This window comes from Halomonas beimenensis, from assembly GCF_002549795.1.
Lineage (GTDB): Bacteria > Pseudomonadota > Gammaproteobacteria > Pseudomonadales > Halomonadaceae > Halomonas > Halomonas beimenensis.
Map to the genome: position 1 here is coordinate 665,313 of NZ_CP021435.1, position 18,716 is coordinate 684,028.

Consider the following 18,716-nt stretch of genomic DNA (forward strand, 5'->3'; position numbering starts at 1 on the left):
TCTCGATGATGGTCATGGGGCTTATCCTATAGAGGACTCGGCCTTTATGGTTATCAACTAATAACGAACTGGCTTTTCGGAAAAACCGATATGACTCCCCAGGTGAGCTTTCGTCAGCTTCAGGTCTTCGTCACGGTGGCGCGGCTCGGCACGGTGAGTGCCGCCGCCGGCGAGCTGTGCCTGTCCCAGTCGGCCACCAGCCAGGCCCTGTCGGACCTGGAGCGCCACCTGGGCGTGGCGCTCTTCGAGCGCCCGGGCCGCCGCCTGCGGCTCAACGACCTGGGCCGTCGCCTGTTGCCCCGGGCCGAGGAGCTGCTCGACGGCATGCATGCCTTCGTGGCCGCGGCCAGCGAGCCCGAGGGCGAGCTGCGCGGGGTACTCGCCGTCTCCGCCAGCGCCACCGTGGGCACTTACCTGCTGCCGTCCCTGGCGGGGCGCTTCAGCGAGGCCCATCCGGCGGTGGACCTGCGCCTGCGGCTGCGCAACACCGTCGAGGTGGTCACCGACGTCCTGCGCTTCGAGGCGGACCTGGGGCTGATCGAGGGGGAGTGCCGGGAGCCGGACCTGGTCAGCGAGCCCTGGTGCGAGGACCGCATGGTGGTGGTGGCCGCGCCCGGTCACTCGCTGGCCGGGCGCGAACGGCTCGACGACGAGACCCTGGCTCGGGCCGGCTGGATCCTGCGCGAGCCCGGCTCCGGCACCCGCGAGGTCTTCGAGCGGGCCATGCGCTCGCGCGGCGCCCCGCCCCAGGTGCGCATGGAGCTCGGCCAGCACGAGGCCATCAAGCAGGCGGTGCGGGCCGGCCTGGGGCTGGGCTGCCTGTCGGAGCTCAGCGTGGCCGGCGAGCTCGAGCGCGGCGAGCTGGTGGCCCTGGACACCGGCCTGGGGCTCAGCCGGACCTTCTCGCTGGTCTGGCACCCCGATCGCTACCGCAGCCCCCTGTGGCAGGCCTTCAAGGTGTTCCTGGTCGAGGCGCATGGCCCCCGGGCGGCGCCATGAGGGTCATGGCTGGCAGCGCGCCGCGGGCCGGGTAGACTGGAGCGTCATCCACGTCACCGAGGGATCGGGATGCGACACGGCTTCGGCTTCGACCTGCGCAGCATGGAAATCTTCGTCGAGACCCTGGAGCGGGGCAGCCAGACCGCCGCCGCCCGCCACCTGGGGGTCAAGCAGTCCTCGATCTCCCAGAGCCTGGCCAACCTCGAGGAGGCCCTGGGGGTGATCCTGCTCGATCGCCATTCGCGCCCCCTGGAGCCCACCGGGGCCGGGCGCTTCTTCTATGACCGGGCCAAGCGGCTGCTCGACGAGGCCCGCACCACCCGGCGCGAGCTCCAGGCCGGCGCCTTCGGCCAGCTGCACCAGGTGCGCATGGCGCTGGTCGACTCCCTGGCCACCGCCGTCGGCCAGCCGCTGCTGGAGGTGATCCGCCGGCATACCGCCGACTACACCCTGACCACCGGGCTCTCCCACATGCACGGCCACGCCTTGCTGACCCGCCACGTGGACATCATCCTCTCCGACGATCGCCTGGAGAGCTACGACGGCCTGGAGCGCCATCCCGTGCTCGGCGAGCCCTTCGTGCTGGTCCTGCCCGCGGACTGGAATGGCCCGGTGGACAACCTGCGCTGGCTGGCCCGGCAGCTGGACTTCGTGCGCTACACCCCTCAGGCGCTGATCGGTCAGGCCATCGAGCGCCACCTGCGTCTCAACCAGCTGGAGCTGCCGGGCCGGCTGCACCTGGACAACACCTACGCCGTGTTGAGCCTGGTCGCCGGCGGAGCCGGCTGGACCATCACCACCCCGCTGTGCCTCTACCAGGCCGGGCTGGACCACCTCGGCGTGCGCGCCGTGCCGCTTCCCCTCGCTCCCCTGCGCCGCGACGTGACCCTGGTGGCCCGTCGCGACGAACTCGGCGGCCTGCCCGCTCGGCTGGCCCGCGACAGCCGCCGCCTCCTGGAGGGCCGCTTCCTCGGTGAACTGCAGCGCCACCTGCCCTGGGTGGTGCCCGAGATCCAGGGGCTCTGACCCCTCGCCCTCACGGGGCCGGACAGCCCTGGGACGCACCCTGGACGCGTACTATCGATTTTACCTATAGCCAGGCCGTCGGCCACGCCGATGCTGTTTGCCGCCGGCGATCGGCCAGGACCACACTGGCCCGAGCTCGTGGCAATTCCCGCTCGGCCGGGCCCCGGTCCGGTCGTTCCCGACAATGACAAGAAGCCATAGGGAGAACTTCGATGAGCCATTCCCACCCCTCCTCGGTGGACTACGAGTCCGTCGACACGACCTACCTCGAGAAACGCAAGCTGAAGAAGGGCGCGGCGGGCTGGATCCTGCTGGCCAGCCTCGGCGTGTCCTACGTGATCTCCGGCGACTACGCTGGCTGGAACTTCGGCCTGGCCGCCGGGGGCTTCGGCGGCATGCTGGTGGCCACCGTGCTGATGGCGATCATGTACACCGCCATGGTGCTGTCCATCGCCGAGCTGTCCTCCTCGTTGCCCACCGCCGGCGGGGGCTACAGCTTCGCCCGCCGCGCCCTTGGGCCCTGGGGCGGCTACATCACCGGCACCGCGATCCTGCTGGAGTACGCCATCGCCCCCGCGGCCATCGCCATCTTCATCGGCGGCTACGTCAACGAGCTGATCGGCCTCAATGGCCCGCTGGTCTATGCCGCCTTCTATGCGCTCTTCGTCGGCATCCACCTGTGGGGCGCCGGGGAGGCGCTGAAGATCATGATGGGCATCACGGCGCTGGCGGTGGTGGCCATCCTGGTCTTCGTGGTCGGCATGGTGCCGCACTTCAGCGTCGACAACCTCTTCGACATCGCCCCCACCGCCGGGGCCGTGGGGGCCTCGGCCTTCCTGCCCCAGGGCGTCATGGGTATCTGGGGCGCGCTGCCCTTCGCCATCTGGCTGTTCCTGGCCGTGGAGGGCGTTCCCCTGGCCGCCGAGGAGGCCGGCGACCCGGGACGCGACATGCCGCGGGGCATCATCACCGCCATGCTGGTGCTGCTGGTGTTTGCCGCCTGCGTGCTGCTGCTGGCCCCCGGCGGCGCCGGGGCGGCGGCCATGAGCGAGCACGCCGCGCCCCTGGTCGGCGCCCTGCAGGCGGTCTATGGCCCCGACTCCTGGGCGGCCGGCTTCGTCAACCTGGTGGGCCTGGCCGGGCTGATCGCCTCCTTCTTCTCGATCATCTTCGGCTACTCCCGCCAGACCTTCGCCCTGTCCCGGGCCGGCTACCTGCCGCGCTGGCTGTCGGTCACCGGCGAGCGCAAGGTGCCCTACCTGGCGCTGATCGTGCCCGGCGTGATCGGTTTCCTGCTGTCGCTCACCGGCAAGGGCGACCTGATGATCACCATGGCGGTGTTCGGCGCCACCATCTCCTACGCCATGATGACCCTCTCGCACATCCTGCTGCGTCGCCGCGAGCCCGAGCTCGAGCGCCCCTACCGGACTCCGGGCGGCACCCTGACCTCGGGCGTGGCCTTCGGGCTGGCCATCGTCGCCTTCCTGTCGACCTTCGTGGTCAGCGTCGAGGCGGCCCTGTGGTCGGCGGTCTTCTATGCCGTGATGCTCGCCTACTTCGGCCTCTACAGCCGGCACCACCTGGTGGCCCAGGCGCCGGAGGAGGAGTTCGAGGCCATCGCCCGGGCCGAGCAGGAACTGGCAGACGAAGAACCGGCCCCGGGCACGGTCTAAAACCACACGACCCGACCCGCCGGGCCACTGGCCCGGCGGCGACTCCGACAACAACAGCAACAGACTCAACGAGGACCCCACGATGAGCGGAATGCAGGCCAGAGAGATCAAGACGGCGGAAGATGCCCGGCGCATCGTCGAGGAGCGCGGCCTCAGCCACGTCAAGGTGGGCATGTTCGACATGGATGGCGTGATGCTCGGCAAGTACATGCAGCGCGAGAAGTTCTTCTCGGCCCTGGAGGATGGCTTCGCCTTCTGCGACGTGGTGCTGGGCTGGGACAGCAAGGACGAGCTCTACGACAACGTCCGGTTCACCGGCTGGCACACCGGCTATCCCGACGCCCCGCTGCGGGTCATTCCCGAGAGCTGCCGCGAGCTGCCCAGCGAGGGCAACGGCATGCTGCTGTTCCTGGCCGACTTCCAGGGGCCGGCCGGGGACATCTGTCCGCGCGGCCTGCTGAACCGGGTGCTCGAGCGGGGCCGGGAGATGGGCTACGACGCCTTCGGCTCCCTGGAGTACGAGTTCTTCATGTTCCAGGAGACCCCCGAGTCGGTCCGCGAGAAAGGGTTTCGTAACCTCAAGCCCCTGACTCCCGACATGATGGGCTACTCCATGCTCAGGAGCTCGGTGCACAGCGAGCTCTATCACGAGCTGCTGGCGCTCTCCGAGACCATGGACTTCCCCATCGAGGGCCTGCACACCGAGACCGGTCCCGGGGTGCTCGAGGCGGCCATCGCCGTGGACGATGCCCTGGCCGCCGGCGACAAGGGCGCGCTGTTCAAGACCTTCACCAAGGTCTGGGCCCAGCGCCGCGGCCTGATGGCCACCTTCAGGGCCAAGTGGTCGCCGGACTATCCGGGGCAGAGCGGCCACATCCACCTCTCGCTGCGCGAGCGCGGCTCGGGCCGCTCGGCCTTCTTCGACGCCGACCAGCCCTACCGGATGAGCGACGTCCAGCGCCACTTCGTGGCCGGCCAGCAGAAGCTGATGCCGGAGCTGCTGGCCATGTTCGCGCCCACCATCAACAGCTACACGCGACTGATCCCCGGCTTCTGGGCGCCCACCGAGGCCACCTGGGGCGTGGAGAACCGCACCACGGCCCTGCGCGTGATTCCCGGCAGCGACAAGTCCCAGCGGGTCGAGTACCGCCTGGGCAGCGCCGACGCCAACCCCTACCTGGCGCTGGCCGCCGCCATCGGCGCCGGTCTCTACGGCATCGAGCACCGCCTGGAGCCCGACGAGCCGGTCAAGGGCAACGCCTACGAGCTGGACCACCCCGCCCATCAGGCCCTGCCCGCCACCCTCTGGGAGGCGGCCCAGCGGCTCAAGGCCTCCGAGGCGGCGCGGACGCTGTTCGGGGATGACTTCGTCGAACACTTCGCCGCCACCCGGGAGTGGGAGGAGCGGCAGTTCCGGCGGCATATCACCGACTGGGAGTTGGATCGCTACTTCGAAATCATTTAGTGGGTGGGCCGGCTGCACGTCGCCAGAGCGGCGTTGGAGCGCCTCGAAATCTGCTCATTGACGACCGTCAACTCCGCGATTTCTCGTTGCTCCGCCTTGCTCTGACGCCGTTCGCACGGCCCTCGAGCTTTCGAAACAAACAAGGTATTTCAGATGGCCATACAACAGACGATTTCCCCGGTGGACGGTTCGGTCTATGTCGAGCGCGAGCTGGCGGACCCGGCCCGGGTGGAGGCCAGCCGGCCGCGGGCGGTGGCGGCCCAGCGGGCCTGGCGCGAGACCCCGCTTGGCCAGCGGGCCCGCTACTGCTCGGCGATGGTCGATGCCATCGTGGCCCGCCGCGATGCGCTGGCCGAGGAGCTGACCTGGCAGATGGGCCGGCCGATCGCCGCCGGCGGCGGCGAGATCGGCGGCTTCGAGGAGCGCGCCCGGGGCATGATCGGCCTGGCCGAGGCCGCCCTGGCCCCGGTCGAGCTCCCCGGCAAGCCGGGCTTCACCCGCTACATCACCCGGGAGCCTCTGGGGGTATCCTTCATCGTGGCGCCCTGGAACTTTCCCTTCATGACCGCGGTGAACGCCATCGTGCCGGCGCTGATGGCCGGCAACGCCGTGATCCTCAAGCACTCGGCGCAGACCCCGCTGTGCGCCGAGCGCCTCCAGGAGGCCTTCGACGCGGCCGGCCTGCCGGACGGCGTCTTCCAGCACCTGCATCTCTCCCATGCGGCCACCGAGGCGCTGATCCGCGACCCGCGCGTCGATCATGTCTCCTTCACCGGCTCGGTGGGCGGCGGCGAGATGGTCGAACGCAACGCCGCCGGGCGCTTCATCGCCACCGGCCTGGAGCTGGGCGGGAAGGATCCGGCCTATGTGCGCGCCGACGCCGACCTGGATGCCGCCGTGGACGGCGTCATGGACGGGGCCTTCTTCAACTCCGGACAGAGCTGCTGTGGTATCGAGCGCATCTACGTGCACCACGACCTCTACGACGCCTTCGTCGAGCGGGCGGTGGCCTGGGTTCGTGCGCTCAAGCTCGGCAACCCCACCGACCCGGCGACGACCCTGGGGCCGGTGGTCAAGCCGGCCGCCGCGGACTTCGTGCGCGGCCAGGTGGAGGAGGCCGTGGCCGCCGGGGCCAGGGCCTGGATCGATCCCGGCGACTATCCGCTGTCGCGGCCCGGGAGCGCCTACCTGGCGCCCCAGGTGCTGACCGGGGTGGACCATTCCATGCGGGTCATGCGTGAGGAGAGCTTCGGGCCGGTGGTCGGCATCATGGCGGTGGAAGACGACGACGAGGCCATCCGGCTGATGAACGACAGCGACTTCGGCCTGACCGCCGCGGTCTTCACCCGGGACATCACTGTCGGCGAGGCGCTGGCGCGTCGCCTGGAGGCGGGCACGGTGTTCACCAACCGCTGCGACTACCTGGACCCGGAGCTGGCCTGGACCGGCGTCAAGCAGTCCGGCCGGGGCTGCTCGCTGTCGCGGCTCGGGTACGAGACCCTGACCCGGCCCAAGTCCTTCCATCTCAAGCACTGAACGGAAGGAAGAGCACAGAAGGAAGAGGGAAGAGCCTCGTGCTTCTTCCGTCTTCCAGCCGCGCAGCGGCGATCTTCCGTCTTCCATCTCTGGTACGAGGTCATCATGAGCCAAGACGATATGAGTCGATTCACCACGGGCTGGAACTATCCGGCCCAGATCCTCACCGGCGTGGGGCGAGCCGGGGAGCTGTCGGCGGCCTGCCGGGCGCTGGGCATGCGCGCGCCCCTGCTGATCACCGACCCGGGACTGGCCGGGCTGCCCATGGTCCACGACCTGGTGGATGCCTGCGCCGAGGACGGGCTGCGCATCAGTGTGTTCAGCGATATCAAGGGCAACCCCACCGGCAACAACGTCGCCGCCGGGGTGACGGCCTTCCGCGAGGGCCGTCACGACGGCGTGATCGCCTTCGGCGGCGGGTCAGGCCTGGACGCCGCCAAGGCGGTGGCGCTGATGGCCCGCCAGCGGGACGACCTCTCGCTGTGGGCGCTGGAGGACGTCGGCGACAACTGGAAGCAGGCCGACGGCGAGGCCGTGGCTCCGGTGGTGGCGGTGCCCACCACCGCCGGCACCGGTTCGGAGGTGGGCCGCGCCTCGGTGATCACCGACGAGACCGCCCACGTCAAGCGCATCATCTTCCACCCCGCCATGGTGCCGGCCACGGTGATCCTCGACCCGGCGCTGACCACCGGGCTGCCCCAGGCGATCACCGCGGCCACCGGCATGGACGCGCTGTCCCACTGCATGGAGGCCTGGTGCTCGCCCAACTACCATCCCATGGCCGAGGGAATCGCGGTCGAAGGGATGCGTCGGATTCGTGACTACCTGCCTCAGGCCTTCCTGGACGGCGGTAACCTCGAGGCGCGGATGAACATGCTGGTGGCCTCGATGATGGGTGCCACCGCCTTCCAGCGGGGGCTCGGCGGCATGCACGCCCTGGCCCATCCCCTGGGTGCCCTCTACGACGCCCATCACGGCACCCTCAATGCGGTGCTGATGCCCTATGTGCTGCGCGCCAACGAACGGGCCATCGGCGAGCCCATGGTGCGACTGGGCCGCTACCTGGACCTGCGCCAGCCGGGGACCGGCGCGGTCATCGACTGGGTGCTCGACCTGCGCGAGCGCCTGGGCATCCCGCACACCCTGGCCGCCCTGGACATCGACACCGCCCAGGCCGACAGGGTGGGGGAGATGGCCGTCGCCGATCCCTCCTCCGGTTCCAACCCTCTCGCCTTCACGGCCGGCCAGTACCGGGACATCTTCGTCCAGGCCGTCGAGGGGCGCCTCTAACCTGCACAGGGAGACCGCCGATGCGGATCGGACTGCTGCAATGCGACGACGTGGCGCCGGAACTGCGCGAGCGTCACGGCAACTACCCGGCGATGTTCGAGCGGCTGTTCACCTCGGTGGACCCGACCCTCGAGTTCCGGGTCTGGCGCTGCCTGGACGGGGAGATCCCCGACGCCCCGGAGGCGGTGGATGCCTGGCTGACCACCGGCTCCAGGTTCGGCGTCAACGACGGCCTGGCCTGGGTGGCCGACCTGGAAGCCTTCGTGCGCCGGCTGTGGGCGACCGGCAAGCCCCTGGTAGGCATCTGCTTCGGCCATCAGCTGATCGCCAGGGCGCTGGGCGGCGAGGTGGTCAAGAGCGCCCGGGGCTGGGGCGTGGGCATGTCCTTCAACCGGGTGACCGGCCGGGCCGAGTGGATGGAACCCTGGCAGGAGGGCCTGGACCTGGTGGTCAGTCACCAGGACCAGGTGGCGACGCCTCCGGAGGGGGCCCGGGTGCTGGCCGGCAGCGACTTCTGTCCCGTCTACCTGATGCAGGTGGGCGAGACCTTCCTCGGGGTCCAGGGCCATCCGGAGTTCGCCAAGCCCTATTCGGCGGACCTGATGGCGCTGCGCCGCGACCAGGTCGGCGCCCAGCGGGTCCGCGAGGGCATGGCCTCGCTGCATGCTCCGGTGGACGATGCCCTGATGGCGCGCTGGATCCTCGCCTTCCTGCGCCGGGCCCTGGACGCACGGGGCCGTTCTTGAGCCAGCTTGAGCCCCGCAGGCGAAGGGCTTGTCGAGGTCGGAGCACCGGATCACCATAGGGCCATGGCCGAGGACAGTTCGCGAGGTCGCGAGCCGGTCGATCAGGGAGGAGCCGGCGAGTGGCGGAATCGATGAACGAGCTCGGGCCGGCGGCGGCCGGCCTGATCCTGCTGGGAGCGATCCTGTCGCTCAGCATCTTCGCCGATGCGGTGGCGAGCCGGACCCGGCTGCCGCGCATCTCCCTGCTGGTGCTGGTGGGCGTCGGGGTGGCGGTCATCACTCAGCTGGGGCTGGAATTGCCCGATGCCCGTCCTCTGGATGGGCTGGGAGAGCCGCTGATCCAGGTGGCCCTGGTCATGGTGGCCTTCCTGCTGGGCGGCGAGCTCACCCTCGAGCGACTGCGGCGGACCGGTCCTCTCATCCTGATCGTCTCCCTGTCCGTGATCGGCGTGGGCGCGCTGGCGGTGGGAGTCGGTCTGCTGGCGCTGGGCTTCCCGCTGGCGCTGGCGGTCTCGCTGGCCGCGATCTCGGTGGCCACCGATCCGGCCGCCGTTCAGGAGACGGTGCATGCCAGCGGCGATACCCGGCTGCGGGCGCGGTTGTTGCTGGGCATCGTGGCCATCGACGACGCCTGGGGCATCCTGGTGTTCGGGCTGGCCATGGCGGCGTTGGGCTGGGCGCTGTCAGGCGACGGCCAGCAGGCACTGCTCGAGGCCGGCTGGGAGCTGGGCGGGGCCTTGCTGCTGGGCACCGCCATCGGCCTGCCCGCGGCCTGGCTGACCGGGCGCCTGGCGCCGGGGGAGCCCACCCAGGTCGAGGCCATCGCCCTGATCCTGCTGCTGGCCGGGCTGTCGACCTGGCTCGGCGTCTCCTCGCTGCTGGCGGCGATGGTCACCGGGATGCTGATCGCCAACCTCTCCCGTCACCATACCCGCTCGTTCAACGAGATCGAGCACATCGAGTGGCCCTTCCTGGTGTTCTTCTTCGTGCTCTCCGGGGCCAGCGTCGACCTGTCGCGCCTGGATGAAGCCGCCGGCCTGACCCTGGCCTATATCCTGCTTCGGTTGGTGGGGCGCCTGCTGGGCGGCCTGCTGGGGGTGCGCCTGGCCCGGGTGCGCCAGGCCGACCTGCCCCGGGACATCGGCCTGGCGCTGACCCCCCAGGCCGGGGTGGCCATGGGCATGGCGCTGCTGGCCGCGGAACATTTTCCGGCCCATGGGACGGCGCTGCTCTCGGCCGTGGTGGCCTCCACCCTGGTATTCGAGACCTTCGGGCCCATGCTGGTGCGCCGGGTGCTGCGCTAGCCGGCGGTCGTGACGGCGGCCTCCTGCGTCCCGGTGGGGGGCGCACTCCCTCGCAGCAGTCGCAGGCCGTTGGCCACCACCAGCAGGCTTGCCCCCATATCGGCGAACACCGCCATCCACAGGGTGGCCTGGCCGGTGAAGGCCAGCACCAGGAATACCGCCTTGAGGCCCAGGGCCAGGGCGATGTTCTGGATCAGCACCCGCCGCGTCGCCCGGGACAGGCGCAGGAAGGTCGGCAGCTTGCCCGGGTCGTCGTCCATCAGCGCCACGTCGGCGGTCTCGATCGCGGCGTCGCTGCCGGCGGCGCCCATGGCGAAGCCGATGTCGGCCCGGGCCAGCGCCGGGGCATCGTTGATGCCGTCGCCGACCATGCCGATCACTCCCCGGTCGCCGAGGGCCTCGATGGCGGCTAGCTTGTCCTCGGGCAGCAGCTCGCCCCGGGCCTCGTCGATCCCGGCCTCGGTGGCGATGGCATCCACCGCCGGGGCGGCGTCGCCGGAGAGCACCAGGGTCTTCACGCCCAGCTCGTGCAAGGCGGCGATGGCCGCCTGGCTGCCGGGCTTGAGGACATCGCGCAGGCTGAACAGGGCCCGCACCCTCCGGGCATCGCCCAGCAACACCACGCTGTCGCCGTGCTCGGCCAGGGCATCGAGCTCGTCGGTCAGCGCCGGGTCGCCGTGGCCTCGCTCCGTCATCATCCGTCGATTGCCGAGCCACAGCGCCTCGCCGTCGACCTCGCCTTCCACGCCCAGGCCGGGCCGTTCCCGGAAGTCCTGTACCTCGACCTCATCGCCCTCGCCGGCGAGGGCCTGGTGCACCGCCCGGGACACCGGGTGGGTGGAACGACCGGCCAGACCGGCCGCCTGCCGGGCGAGGGGGGCGCCCTCGCTGTCATCGAGGGGACGCCAGTCGGCCAGGGTCGGCTCGCCCCGGGTGAGGGTGCCGGTCTTGTCCAGGGCCAGCCAGGCCAGCCGGTGGCCCTGTTCGAGGAAGCGTCCGCCCTTGATCAGGATGCCGGCCCGGGCGGCGGAGGAGAGGGCGCTGACGATGGTCACCGGCGTGGAGATCACCAGCGCGCAGGGGCAGGCGATCACCAGCAGCACCAGGGCCCGGTAGACGCCCTCCAGCCAGGCGCCGGGGAAGAGCCACGGCCAGGCCAGCGCCGTGACCACGGCCAGGCTCAGCACCGCCGGCGTGTAGATCGCCGAGAAGCGATCGATGAAGCGCTGGGTCGGGGCCCGACTGGCCTGGGCCGCCTCCACCGCATGGATGATGCGCGCCAGGGTGCTGTCGTCCGCCGGCCGGGTGGCACGGTAGTCGAAGTCGCCGTGGCGGTTGATGGTCCCGGCATAGATCGCCTCGCCCGGGCCCTTGTCCCGAGGCAGGCTCTCGCCGGTGATCGGCGACTCGTCCAGGGTCGGGGTGCCGCGGACGATCACGCCGTCCAGGGGCAGGCGTTCCCCGGGCAGCACCCGCACCACTTCGCCCACGGCGACCTCGGAGGCGGCAATGCTCTCCCAGTCCCCTGCCGGGGTCTGTCGCCGCGCCCGGTCGGGGGCACGGTCCAGCAGCGCCCGGATGGCGCCTCGGGCGCGGTCCAGGGAGCGGGCCTCGAGGCGCTCGGCCAGGGTGAAGAGCACCATCACCATGGCCGCCTCGGCCCAGTGACCGATCAGCAGGGCGCCGGTCACCGCCACGCTCATCAGGGCGTTGATGTTGAGGCTGCGATGGCGCAGGGCGGCCCAGCCCTTGCGCCAGGTGGGCAGGCCGACCAGGGCGATGGCGGCGAGCGCCAGCGGCGGGGAGAGCCAGGCGCCGGCGGACCAGGCGGTCCAGCCGACCAGCTCGGCCGCCAGCGCCAGGCCGATGGCCAGCGCCATCCGACCCCAGGGCTCGCGCGGGCTCGCCGGCGCCGCGTCGGCCTCATTCTCGGCTCTCGGCGTCATGCCCAGCTCGCGGATGCGCCGATCGAGTTCCGCCGGAACGGCGCCGCGATGGTGGATGCTAAGCACCCGATTCATCAGGTCGAAGTCCAGACCTTCGACGCCGGGCGCCTGGGCCAGCGCCTTGCGCAGCAGGGCCTCCTCGGTGGGGCAGTCCATCTCGGCGATGCGACGGCGCAGGGTGGTGGTGCCCGGCGGGGCCTCGACGGCCTTCCGGGGCGGCCGGGCGGGGCCTGAGCCGCAACAGCCGGCATGGCGAGTCGGGACGTGGGGCATCATGGTCTCCGTGTCGGGGGATCTTGTGGGATGACACACCCTATAGGCACTATAGGGTCAAGTCCTCGAAGGAGCCCCTCATGAAGATCGGCGAACTGGCTCGGCGCACCGCCTGCCGGGTGGTCACCATCCGCTACTACGAGCGGGAGGGGCTGTTGCCCGCCCCCGCCCGCAGCGAGGCCAACTACCGTCTCTACGGGGAGGGGCATGTCGAGCGCCTGGCCTTCATCCGTCATTGCCGGGCGCTGGACATGACGCTGGACGAGATCCGCACGCTGCTGGCCTGCCACGACCATCCCGACCGGCCCTGCCGCGAGGCCGACGACCTGATCGATGCCCATCTCGATCACGTCGTGGCGCGCATCGCCCAGCTCCAGGCCCTGGAGCGTTCGCTTCAGGGACTGCGCGCGCGCTGCCGGGGACAACGCTCGGCCGGCGAGTGCGGCATCCTCAACGAGCTGGCCCGTCCCCTGGACGAGGAGGCGAGCCGGGCGCTGGCGGACGCGGAGGCCGACCATGTGCCCGGGGTCCATCCCCGGGTGTGAGCGCCGTCAGGCGCGGCGGTGGACCCGGCGGCCCCGCGCCCAGACCTCGTCGATGCTCCAGGCGTCCTCGGCGAGCACCAGCAGGTCGGCGTCGGCCCCGACGTGCAGCCGGCCCTTTTGGGGCAGGCCCAGGGCATCGGCGGCGTGGGTGCTGGCCACGCCGATGGCCTTGTCGAGCGCCACGCCATGGCCCTCGACGCACTCCCCCAGGGTCTCGAACAGGCTGGCCAGGCGGCCGGGCCGAAGGCCGGCGAAGCGGCCCTCGGCGTCGAAGCGGGGCAGGGAGGCGTTGGCGTCCGAGGACAGGGTGATCCGCGAGGGCTCGATGCGCGCCTCCAGGGCCCGGGCCACGGCGCGGGCGGCGGGGACCTCGCCGTCGGCCAGCAATTCGGGGGTGGTGCTGGTGGTGAAGTCGATGCGCCCTCCTTCGCGGCCGAAGCGCAGGCCGTCCTCGAACAGCTCGGCGGTGCGATTGACGTGGGTGGGCAGGAACTGGGCCAGCGGAATGGCGCTGTGCCGGGCCACCTCGCGCAGCGGTTCGAGGCCGCCTGGGGCGTCGCCGGTATGGATGAAGACGATGCCCCCCTTGCCGGCCAGCATGCCGGCGGTGCGGGTCTCGGCGGCGAGGCGGGTGAGCTCCTCGCGGCTCGGCTGGGAGCCGCGGTGGTCACTGATGGCCACCTCGCCCAGGCCGATGAATTCGGGAATGAAGGTGATGTCGCCGGCCACCGAGCCGGTCAGGGTCACCGGGGGCAGCTGGTAGGATCCCGTGTAGCAGTAGGTGGTCAGGCCGCCGGCGGCCAGTTCCCGGGCCTTGCCCAGCAGGTTCGCCGGCGTGCGGGTCAGGGCGTCGGTGCCCAGGGCGCCGACCAGGGTGGTGACGCCGGAAGTCAGGGCCTCGTCCAGGGCGAGCTCGGGGGTGCGGGTGCCGAAGCCGCCCTCGCCGCCGCCGCCGATGAAGTGGACCAGGGGGTCGACCAGCCCCGGGATGACCCGACGGCCCTCGAGGTCCACTACCGTCACCGCCGGTCCATGGGCGGGCGGCTCGCCGGCGTCGTCCGCCGCGGCGATGGCGGCGATGCGGCCGTCGCCGATCAGCAGGTGGCACAGGCCCCGTGGCTCGGGGGCATGCAGGCGGGCATTCTTGAGCAGGGTCAGCATCGTCGCTCCTCTCGAAATGAGGACGCCGGCTTGCGCCGGCGTCGTGGGGGCTGCGCAGGGCTTTCACAGCAGGTATGTCTCGGCGCTGATCCGTCGACAGGTCCCGGGGCGCCGGACCGACGAGGGGGCGCTGTGAACCCCTCCTTGGGCGCTACCGACGCCCTGCGGCGCTCTCGCGTCCTGCTCCGCTTGCAGGGCCGGTGCTGGCCATCCATGGCCAGCCCGTTCGGAGCCGTGCTCCTCACCCCTGGCGTAGGACCCCCTCTTCGACCTGTCCCCGGCGCACCTCGTCATGCCCGACTGTGGTTGCCTTGGCGATCGGCGCTTACAGCTTGACGTCGTAGCTGAAGTACTTGGCCATGATCTCGTCGTAGGTGCCGTTGGTCTTCAGCGCCTGGAGGGCCTCGTTGAAGCGCTCGGCGAGCTCGCGGTCACGCTGGCGGAAGGCCACGCCGACGCCCTGGCCGAAGTACTTCTCCGGTTCCTTGATGAAGTCGCTGACCCGCTTGAAGTCGCTCTCCGGGGTGTCGATGTCGATCATCGCCTCGGCGATCGGGTAGTCCATGAAGGTCAGGTCCAGGCGCCCGGTGCGCATGTCGGCGATGACATCGTCGGCGCTGGCGTAGCGGCGCACCTCGAGGACGTCGCCGTAGAGGTCGGTGACGTAGTTGTCCTGCAGGGTGGCGCGCTGCACACCGACGGTCAGGCCCTCGAGGCTGTCGCGGTCCGAGATGTCGATGTCGTTGCCCTTGGCGGTGATCCAGGCGCTGGGGGTCGTGTAGTAGGGCTCGGAGAACAGCACCTGGCGGGCGCGCTCCTCGGTGATGGCCATGGAGGACATGATGGCATCGAACTTGCGCGCCTGCAGGGCCGGGATCATGCCGTCCCAGGGCTGCTCGACCCAGGTGCACGCCTCGTCGAGGTACTCGCAGACGGCGTTGCCCAGCTCGACCTCGAAGCCGGTCAGGGTGCCGTCGGGCAGCTTGTACTCGAAGGGCTCGTAGGGCACGTCCACGGCCAGGCGAATGGGCTCGTCGGCGTGGAGGGTGGTGGCGAACAGGCTGGCACCGAGGGTGGCGGCCAGCAGCAGCTTGGCGTTATGCATGGGAACTCCTCCCGTGAAGGCTTGGATTTCGGGTGCATCTTGGTCAGGGATTCGCCTCGGGGGCGAGGTGGCGACGGGGTCGCCGTCAGCGGCGCGGGGCGCCGTCAGGAACGGGGCACGGGCGTGCCGGGACGGCCGGGACGGCCATCCGGAAGGCTCATTCGTCGAACCACTCGCTGAGGTAGAAGCGCGAGGCGGGCGAGCGGCGCGGGGTCGAGAGGGATGCGAAGTCGGGGGGCAGGGACGTCATGTCGTCGCCTCCGGGCGGTCGCCGCCCCGGGCCGGGCCCGGGGCGGCCGACGATCAATCGCCGAAGTACTCGGCGTAGATCTCGTCGTAGGTACCGTTTTCCTTGAGGGTGGCCAGCGCCTCGTTGAAGGCCGCGGCCAGCTCCTGGTCACGCTGGCGGAAGGCGATGCCGAAGCCTTCGCCGAAGTATTCCACCGGCTCGGTGATCTTCTCGCCGACCACCTTGTATTCGCCGGCCTCGCTCTCCAGCAGGGTGGACTTGCCGATCGGGAAGTCGAGGAAGACCGCATCGAGACGGCCGGAGTCCATGTCGAGGACCATGTCGTCGGCGGTGGCGTAACGGTTCACCTCGGCCACGTCGCCGTACATGTCGGTCACGTAGTTGTCCTGCAGGGTGCCGCGCTGCACGCCGATGGTCAGGCCCTCGAGGGTCTCGTCGGAGGGGGTGCCGATCTCGGCGTCCATGGGCGCGAACCAGGCGGACGGCGGGGTGATGTAGGGATCGGAGAACAGCACCTGCTCGCGACGCTGCTCGTTGATGGTCATGGACGACATGATGGCGTCGTACTTGCGCGCCTGCAGGCCGGGGATGATGCCGTCCCAGCCCTGGACGACCCACTCGCACTGGATGCCGATCTCGGCGCACAGGGCATTGCCGAGCTCGATGTCGAACCCGGTCAGCTCGCCGTCCGGCGTGCGGTACTCCATCGGCTCGTAGGGCACGTCCACGCCGATGCGGATGTCGCGGACCTCGGCATTGGCACCGCCGGCGATCATGGCGGTGCCCAGCACGCCGATGCTCAGGATCTTCTGGAACTTCATGGGTGGTTTTCCCCTTGTTGTTGATGAATCACCTGGGGAAGCATTGCGCAAATGCCTGCGCGGGCAAATCACTGCGTTACGCGGTGCTGGTACGCCAGCCCGGTCGGAATCCTCACCTATATCCCATAGGCTTCGGTTCCTGTGCTCCGTGCGCCTTGTGCTTCGCGCCGCTCGTCGATTTGCTCAGCGCTTCCCTTGTGGGTGATGACCCGCCCAACCTTAGCCGAAGGCGAGGCGGGTCGAAAGGTCGGGATCGAACGAGGGTTCCCAACGCTTGTTTTACGCTCGGCTCAGCCGCTGGCCGGCTTGAGATGGGCCAGCAGGCGTTTCTCGAGGTGACGGAAGAAGTAGATGATCGCGAAGGTCAGGCAGAGGTAGATCGCCGCCACGAACAGGAAGGCGTCGAAGGGCGCGTAGAAGCGGGCGTAGACGAAGCGCGCCGCCCCGGTCAGGTCCATGATGGTCACCACGCTGGCGATGGCGCTGGCGTGGAGCATGAAGATCACCTCGTTGCCGTAGGCGGGCAGGGCGCGGCGAAAGGCGCTGGGCAGCACGATGCGCCGCATCATCAGGCCCCAGGACATGCCGTAGGCCCGGGCCGCCTCGATCTCGCCCCTGGGGGTGGACTTGATCGCGCCGCGGAAGATCTCGGTGGTGTAGGCCGCGGTGTTCAGGGTGAAGGCGATCAGCGCCGGCACGAAGGGCTTCTCGAGGATCAGCCACAGCCAGGTGTCCTGGATGCCCTCGACGAACACCACCCCGTAGTAGATCAGGTAGAGCTGCACCAGCAGCGGGGTGCCGCGAAACACATAGCAGTAGAAGAAGATCGGCAGGCGCAGCCAGGCGTGCCGGGACCCGCGGCCGATGGCCAGCGGCACCGCCAGCACCAGGCCGATGATCAGTGACAGGAACACCAGCTGGACGGTGGTGACCAGGCCCTCGCCGTAGTACCCCAGGGTCTGCAGGGTGAAGATGCTGTTGTCGGCCAGCTGGGCCTCGAGCCAGTTCATCAGGGCTTCCATCAGTTCGCCTCCCCGTAGCCGATGTCATAGCGCTTCTGCAGGCGGGCGAAGCCCCACTCGGAGACGCTGGCGATGAGCAGGTAGATGGCCGCGACGATGATCATGAAGGTGAAGGGCTCGCGGGTGGCCTTGGAGGCCTCGGAGGCGACCCGGACCATGTCCGACAGGCCGATCACCGACACCAGGGCGGTGGTCTTGAGCAGCACCATCCAGTTGTTGGACAGCCCCGGCAGGGCGTGGCGCATCATCTGCGGGAAGCGGATGCGGCGGAAGACCAGCCAGTGGCTCATGCCGTAGGCGCGCCCGGCCTCGATCTGGCCGCTGTCCACGGCCAGGAAGGCGCCCCGGAAGGTCTCGCCCATGTAGGCGCCGAAGATCAGCCCGATGGTGACCACGCCGGCGACGAACTCGTTGACGTTGATGAAGATGTCCACGTCGAACTGGTAGTAGAGCCAGTCGGTGAACATGTTGATGCCGATCTGGCCGCCGAAGAACAGCAGCATCATCAGCACCAGGTCCGGCACGCCGCGGATGATGGTGGTGTAGAGGGTGCCGAGGCGGTGCAGCCACCAGTGACGCGACATCTTGGCGCTGGCGGTCGCGAGGCCCAGCAGGATGGCCAGGATCAGCGACAGCACCGCCAGCTCGATGGTGATCAGGGCGCCTTCGAACAGGCGCGGGCCGTAGCCGTGCAGATCGATCATGGGAGATCTCCTCGTGCGTGACGCCTCAGTGCTTGGGGGCCAGGAACTGCTTGAGGCGCTCGGAGCGCGGGTTGCCCAGCACCTGGTCGGGCGGCCCGGCCTCCTCGACCTGGCCCTGATGCAGGTAGATCACCTGGGTGGATACGTCCCGGGCGAAGGCCATCTCGTGCGTCACCACGATCATGGTGCGGCCCTCCTCGGCCAGGTCGCGCATCACCTTGAGCACGTCGCCGACCAGCTCCGGGTCCAGTGCCGAGGTGGGTTCGTCGAACAGCATCACCTCCGGATCCATGGCCAGCGCCCGCGCGATGGCGCCGCGCTGCTGCTGGCCGCCGGAGAGCTGGGCCGGGTAGTAGTCCGCGCGCTCGGCCAGGCCGACCCGGGCGAGCAGCTCGCGGGCGTGGTCGGTGGCTTCCTGCTTGGACTTGCCGAGCACATGGACCGGTGCCTCGATGACGTTCTCGAGCAGGGTCATGTGCGCCCAGAGGTTGAAGCTCTGGAAGACCATGGACAGCTTGGCGCGCATGCCGACGACCTGCTTCCAGTCCGCGGGCTCGCGGCCGTGCTTGGTCTCCTTGAAGCGGATCGGCTCGCCGTGGACGATCAGCTCGCCCTCGTCGGGCTGCTCCAGCAGGTTCATGCAGCGCAGGAAGGTGCTCTTCCCGGAGCCGGAGGCTCCGATCAGGGTGATGACGTCCCCCTTGTGGGCCTGGAGGGACAGGCCCTTGAGGACTTCGGTGTCGCCAAAGCGCTTCTTGATGTTGCGCACTTCCAGCGGGATCGGGGTGTCGGCCATGGAAAAGGGCTCCAGTTCAGGGGATCACCTGGGCCTTGTCGGAAGCAGGCCGAT

At 69.9% G+C, this 18,716-nt stretch carries 16 protein-coding genes; 9 read left to right on the forward strand and 7 right to left on the reverse strand.

From position 1 onward, the window contains the following. Nucleotides 1-90 precede the first annotated feature (90 nt). From BEI_RS03120 to BEI_RS03155, 8 genes are all read left to right on the forward strand, one after another. Entirely contained in the window at nt 91-999 is a 909-nt protein-coding gene (locus tag BEI_RS03120; RefSeq protein ID WP_097788140.1) for a LysR family transcriptional regulator, read from the forward strand. Nucleotides 1,000-1,068: 69 nt separating this feature from the next. Continuing rightward, nucleotides 1,069-2,025 (forward strand): LysR family transcriptional regulator, encoded by a 957-nt coding sequence (locus tag BEI_RS03125; RefSeq protein WP_097788141.1) that lies wholly within the window; start codon nt 1,069-1,071, stop codon nt 2,023-2,025. A gap of 212 nt (nt 2,026-2,237) precedes the next feature. After that, a complete protein-coding gene (gene eat / locus BEI_RS03130) occupies nt 2,238-3,698 on the forward strand; it encodes an ethanolamine permease (RefSeq protein WP_097788142.1) in 1,461 nt (486 codons plus the stop codon). 82 nt (nt 3,699-3,780) lie between these two features. Beyond that, nucleotides 3,781-5,163 (forward strand): glutamine synthetase family protein, encoded by a 1,383-nt coding sequence (locus tag BEI_RS03135; RefSeq protein ID WP_097788143.1) that lies wholly within the window; start codon nt 3,781-3,783, stop codon nt 5,161-5,163. 153 nt (nt 5,164-5,316) lie between these two features. Next, nucleotides 5,317-6,699, forward strand: a complete 1,383-nt coding sequence (locus BEI_RS03140) for an aldehyde dehydrogenase family protein (RefSeq protein ID WP_097788144.1) — start codon at nt 5,317-5,319, stop codon at nt 6,697-6,699. A gap of 105 nt (nt 6,700-6,804) precedes the next feature. Next, nucleotides 6,805-7,989: an iron-containing alcohol dehydrogenase gene (locus tag BEI_RS03145; protein ID WP_227644554.1), complete on the forward strand. Its 1,185-nt coding sequence runs from the start codon at nt 6,805-6,807 to the stop codon at nt 7,987-7,989. Nucleotides 7,990-8,009: 20 nt separating this feature from the next. After that, nucleotides 8,010-8,735, forward strand: coding sequence for a glutamine amidotransferase-related protein (locus BEI_RS03150; protein WP_097788146.1), 726 nt, complete (start codon nt 8,010-8,012; stop codon nt 8,733-8,735). Between the two features lie 119 nt (nt 8,736-8,854). Then, the gene (locus tag BEI_RS03155; RefSeq protein ID WP_227644555.1) at nt 8,855-10,039 is read left to right on the forward strand and encodes a cation:proton antiporter; all 1,185 of its coding nucleotides are present in this window, start codon (nt 8,855-8,857) and stop codon (nt 10,037-10,039) included. Here BEI_RS03155 and BEI_RS03160 read toward each other — a convergent pair. After that, nucleotides 10,036-12,261, reverse strand: a complete 2,226-nt coding sequence (locus BEI_RS03160) for a heavy metal translocating P-type ATPase (protein ID WP_097788147.1) — start codon at nt 12,259-12,261, stop codon at nt 10,036-10,038. The genes BEI_RS03155 and BEI_RS03160 overlap by 4 nt on opposite strands. Before the next feature lie 77 nt (nt 12,262-12,338). Here BEI_RS03160 and cadR point away from each other — a divergent pair, with 77 nt between their 5' ends. Beyond that, a complete protein-coding gene (gene cadR / locus BEI_RS03165) occupies nt 12,339-12,803 on the forward strand; it encodes a Cd(II)/Pb(II)-responsive transcriptional regulator (RefSeq protein ID WP_097788148.1) in 465 nt (154 codons plus the stop codon). Between the two features lie 6 nt (nt 12,804-12,809). Here cadR and iadA read toward each other — a convergent pair whose 3' ends face one another. From iadA to BEI_RS03195, 6 genes are all read right to left on the reverse strand, one after another. After that, entirely contained in the window at nt 12,810-13,964 is a 1,155-nt protein-coding gene (iadA, locus tag BEI_RS03170; protein WP_097788149.1) for a beta-aspartyl-peptidase, read from the reverse strand. 325 nt (nt 13,965-14,289) lie between these two features. After that, entirely contained in the window at nt 14,290-15,069 is a 780-nt protein-coding gene (locus BEI_RS03175; protein ID WP_097788150.1) for a transporter substrate-binding domain-containing protein, read from the reverse strand. A gap of 303 nt (nt 15,070-15,372) precedes the next feature. Continuing rightward, nucleotides 15,373-16,140, reverse strand: a complete 768-nt coding sequence (locus tag BEI_RS03180; protein ID WP_097788151.1) for a transporter substrate-binding domain-containing protein — start codon at nt 16,138-16,140, stop codon at nt 15,373-15,375. A 290-nt stretch (nt 16,141-16,430) separates the two neighbouring features. Continuing rightward, the gene (locus tag BEI_RS03185; RefSeq protein WP_097788152.1) at nt 16,431-17,162 is read right to left on the reverse strand and encodes an ABC transporter permease; all 732 of its coding nucleotides are present in this window, start codon (nt 17,160-17,162) and stop codon (nt 16,431-16,433) included. Then, on the reverse strand, nt 17,162-17,866 hold the full coding sequence (locus BEI_RS03190; protein WP_097788153.1) for an ABC transporter permease: 705 nt from the start codon (nt 17,864-17,866) through the stop codon (nt 17,162-17,164). The genes BEI_RS03185 and BEI_RS03190 overlap by 1 nt, the downstream gene beginning before the upstream one ends. A gap of 25 nt (nt 17,867-17,891) precedes the next feature. After that, a complete protein-coding gene (locus tag BEI_RS03195) occupies nt 17,892-18,662 on the reverse strand; it encodes an ABC transporter ATP-binding protein (RefSeq protein ID WP_097788154.1) in 771 nt (256 codons plus the stop codon). Nucleotides 18,663-18,716 lie beyond the last annotated feature (54 nt).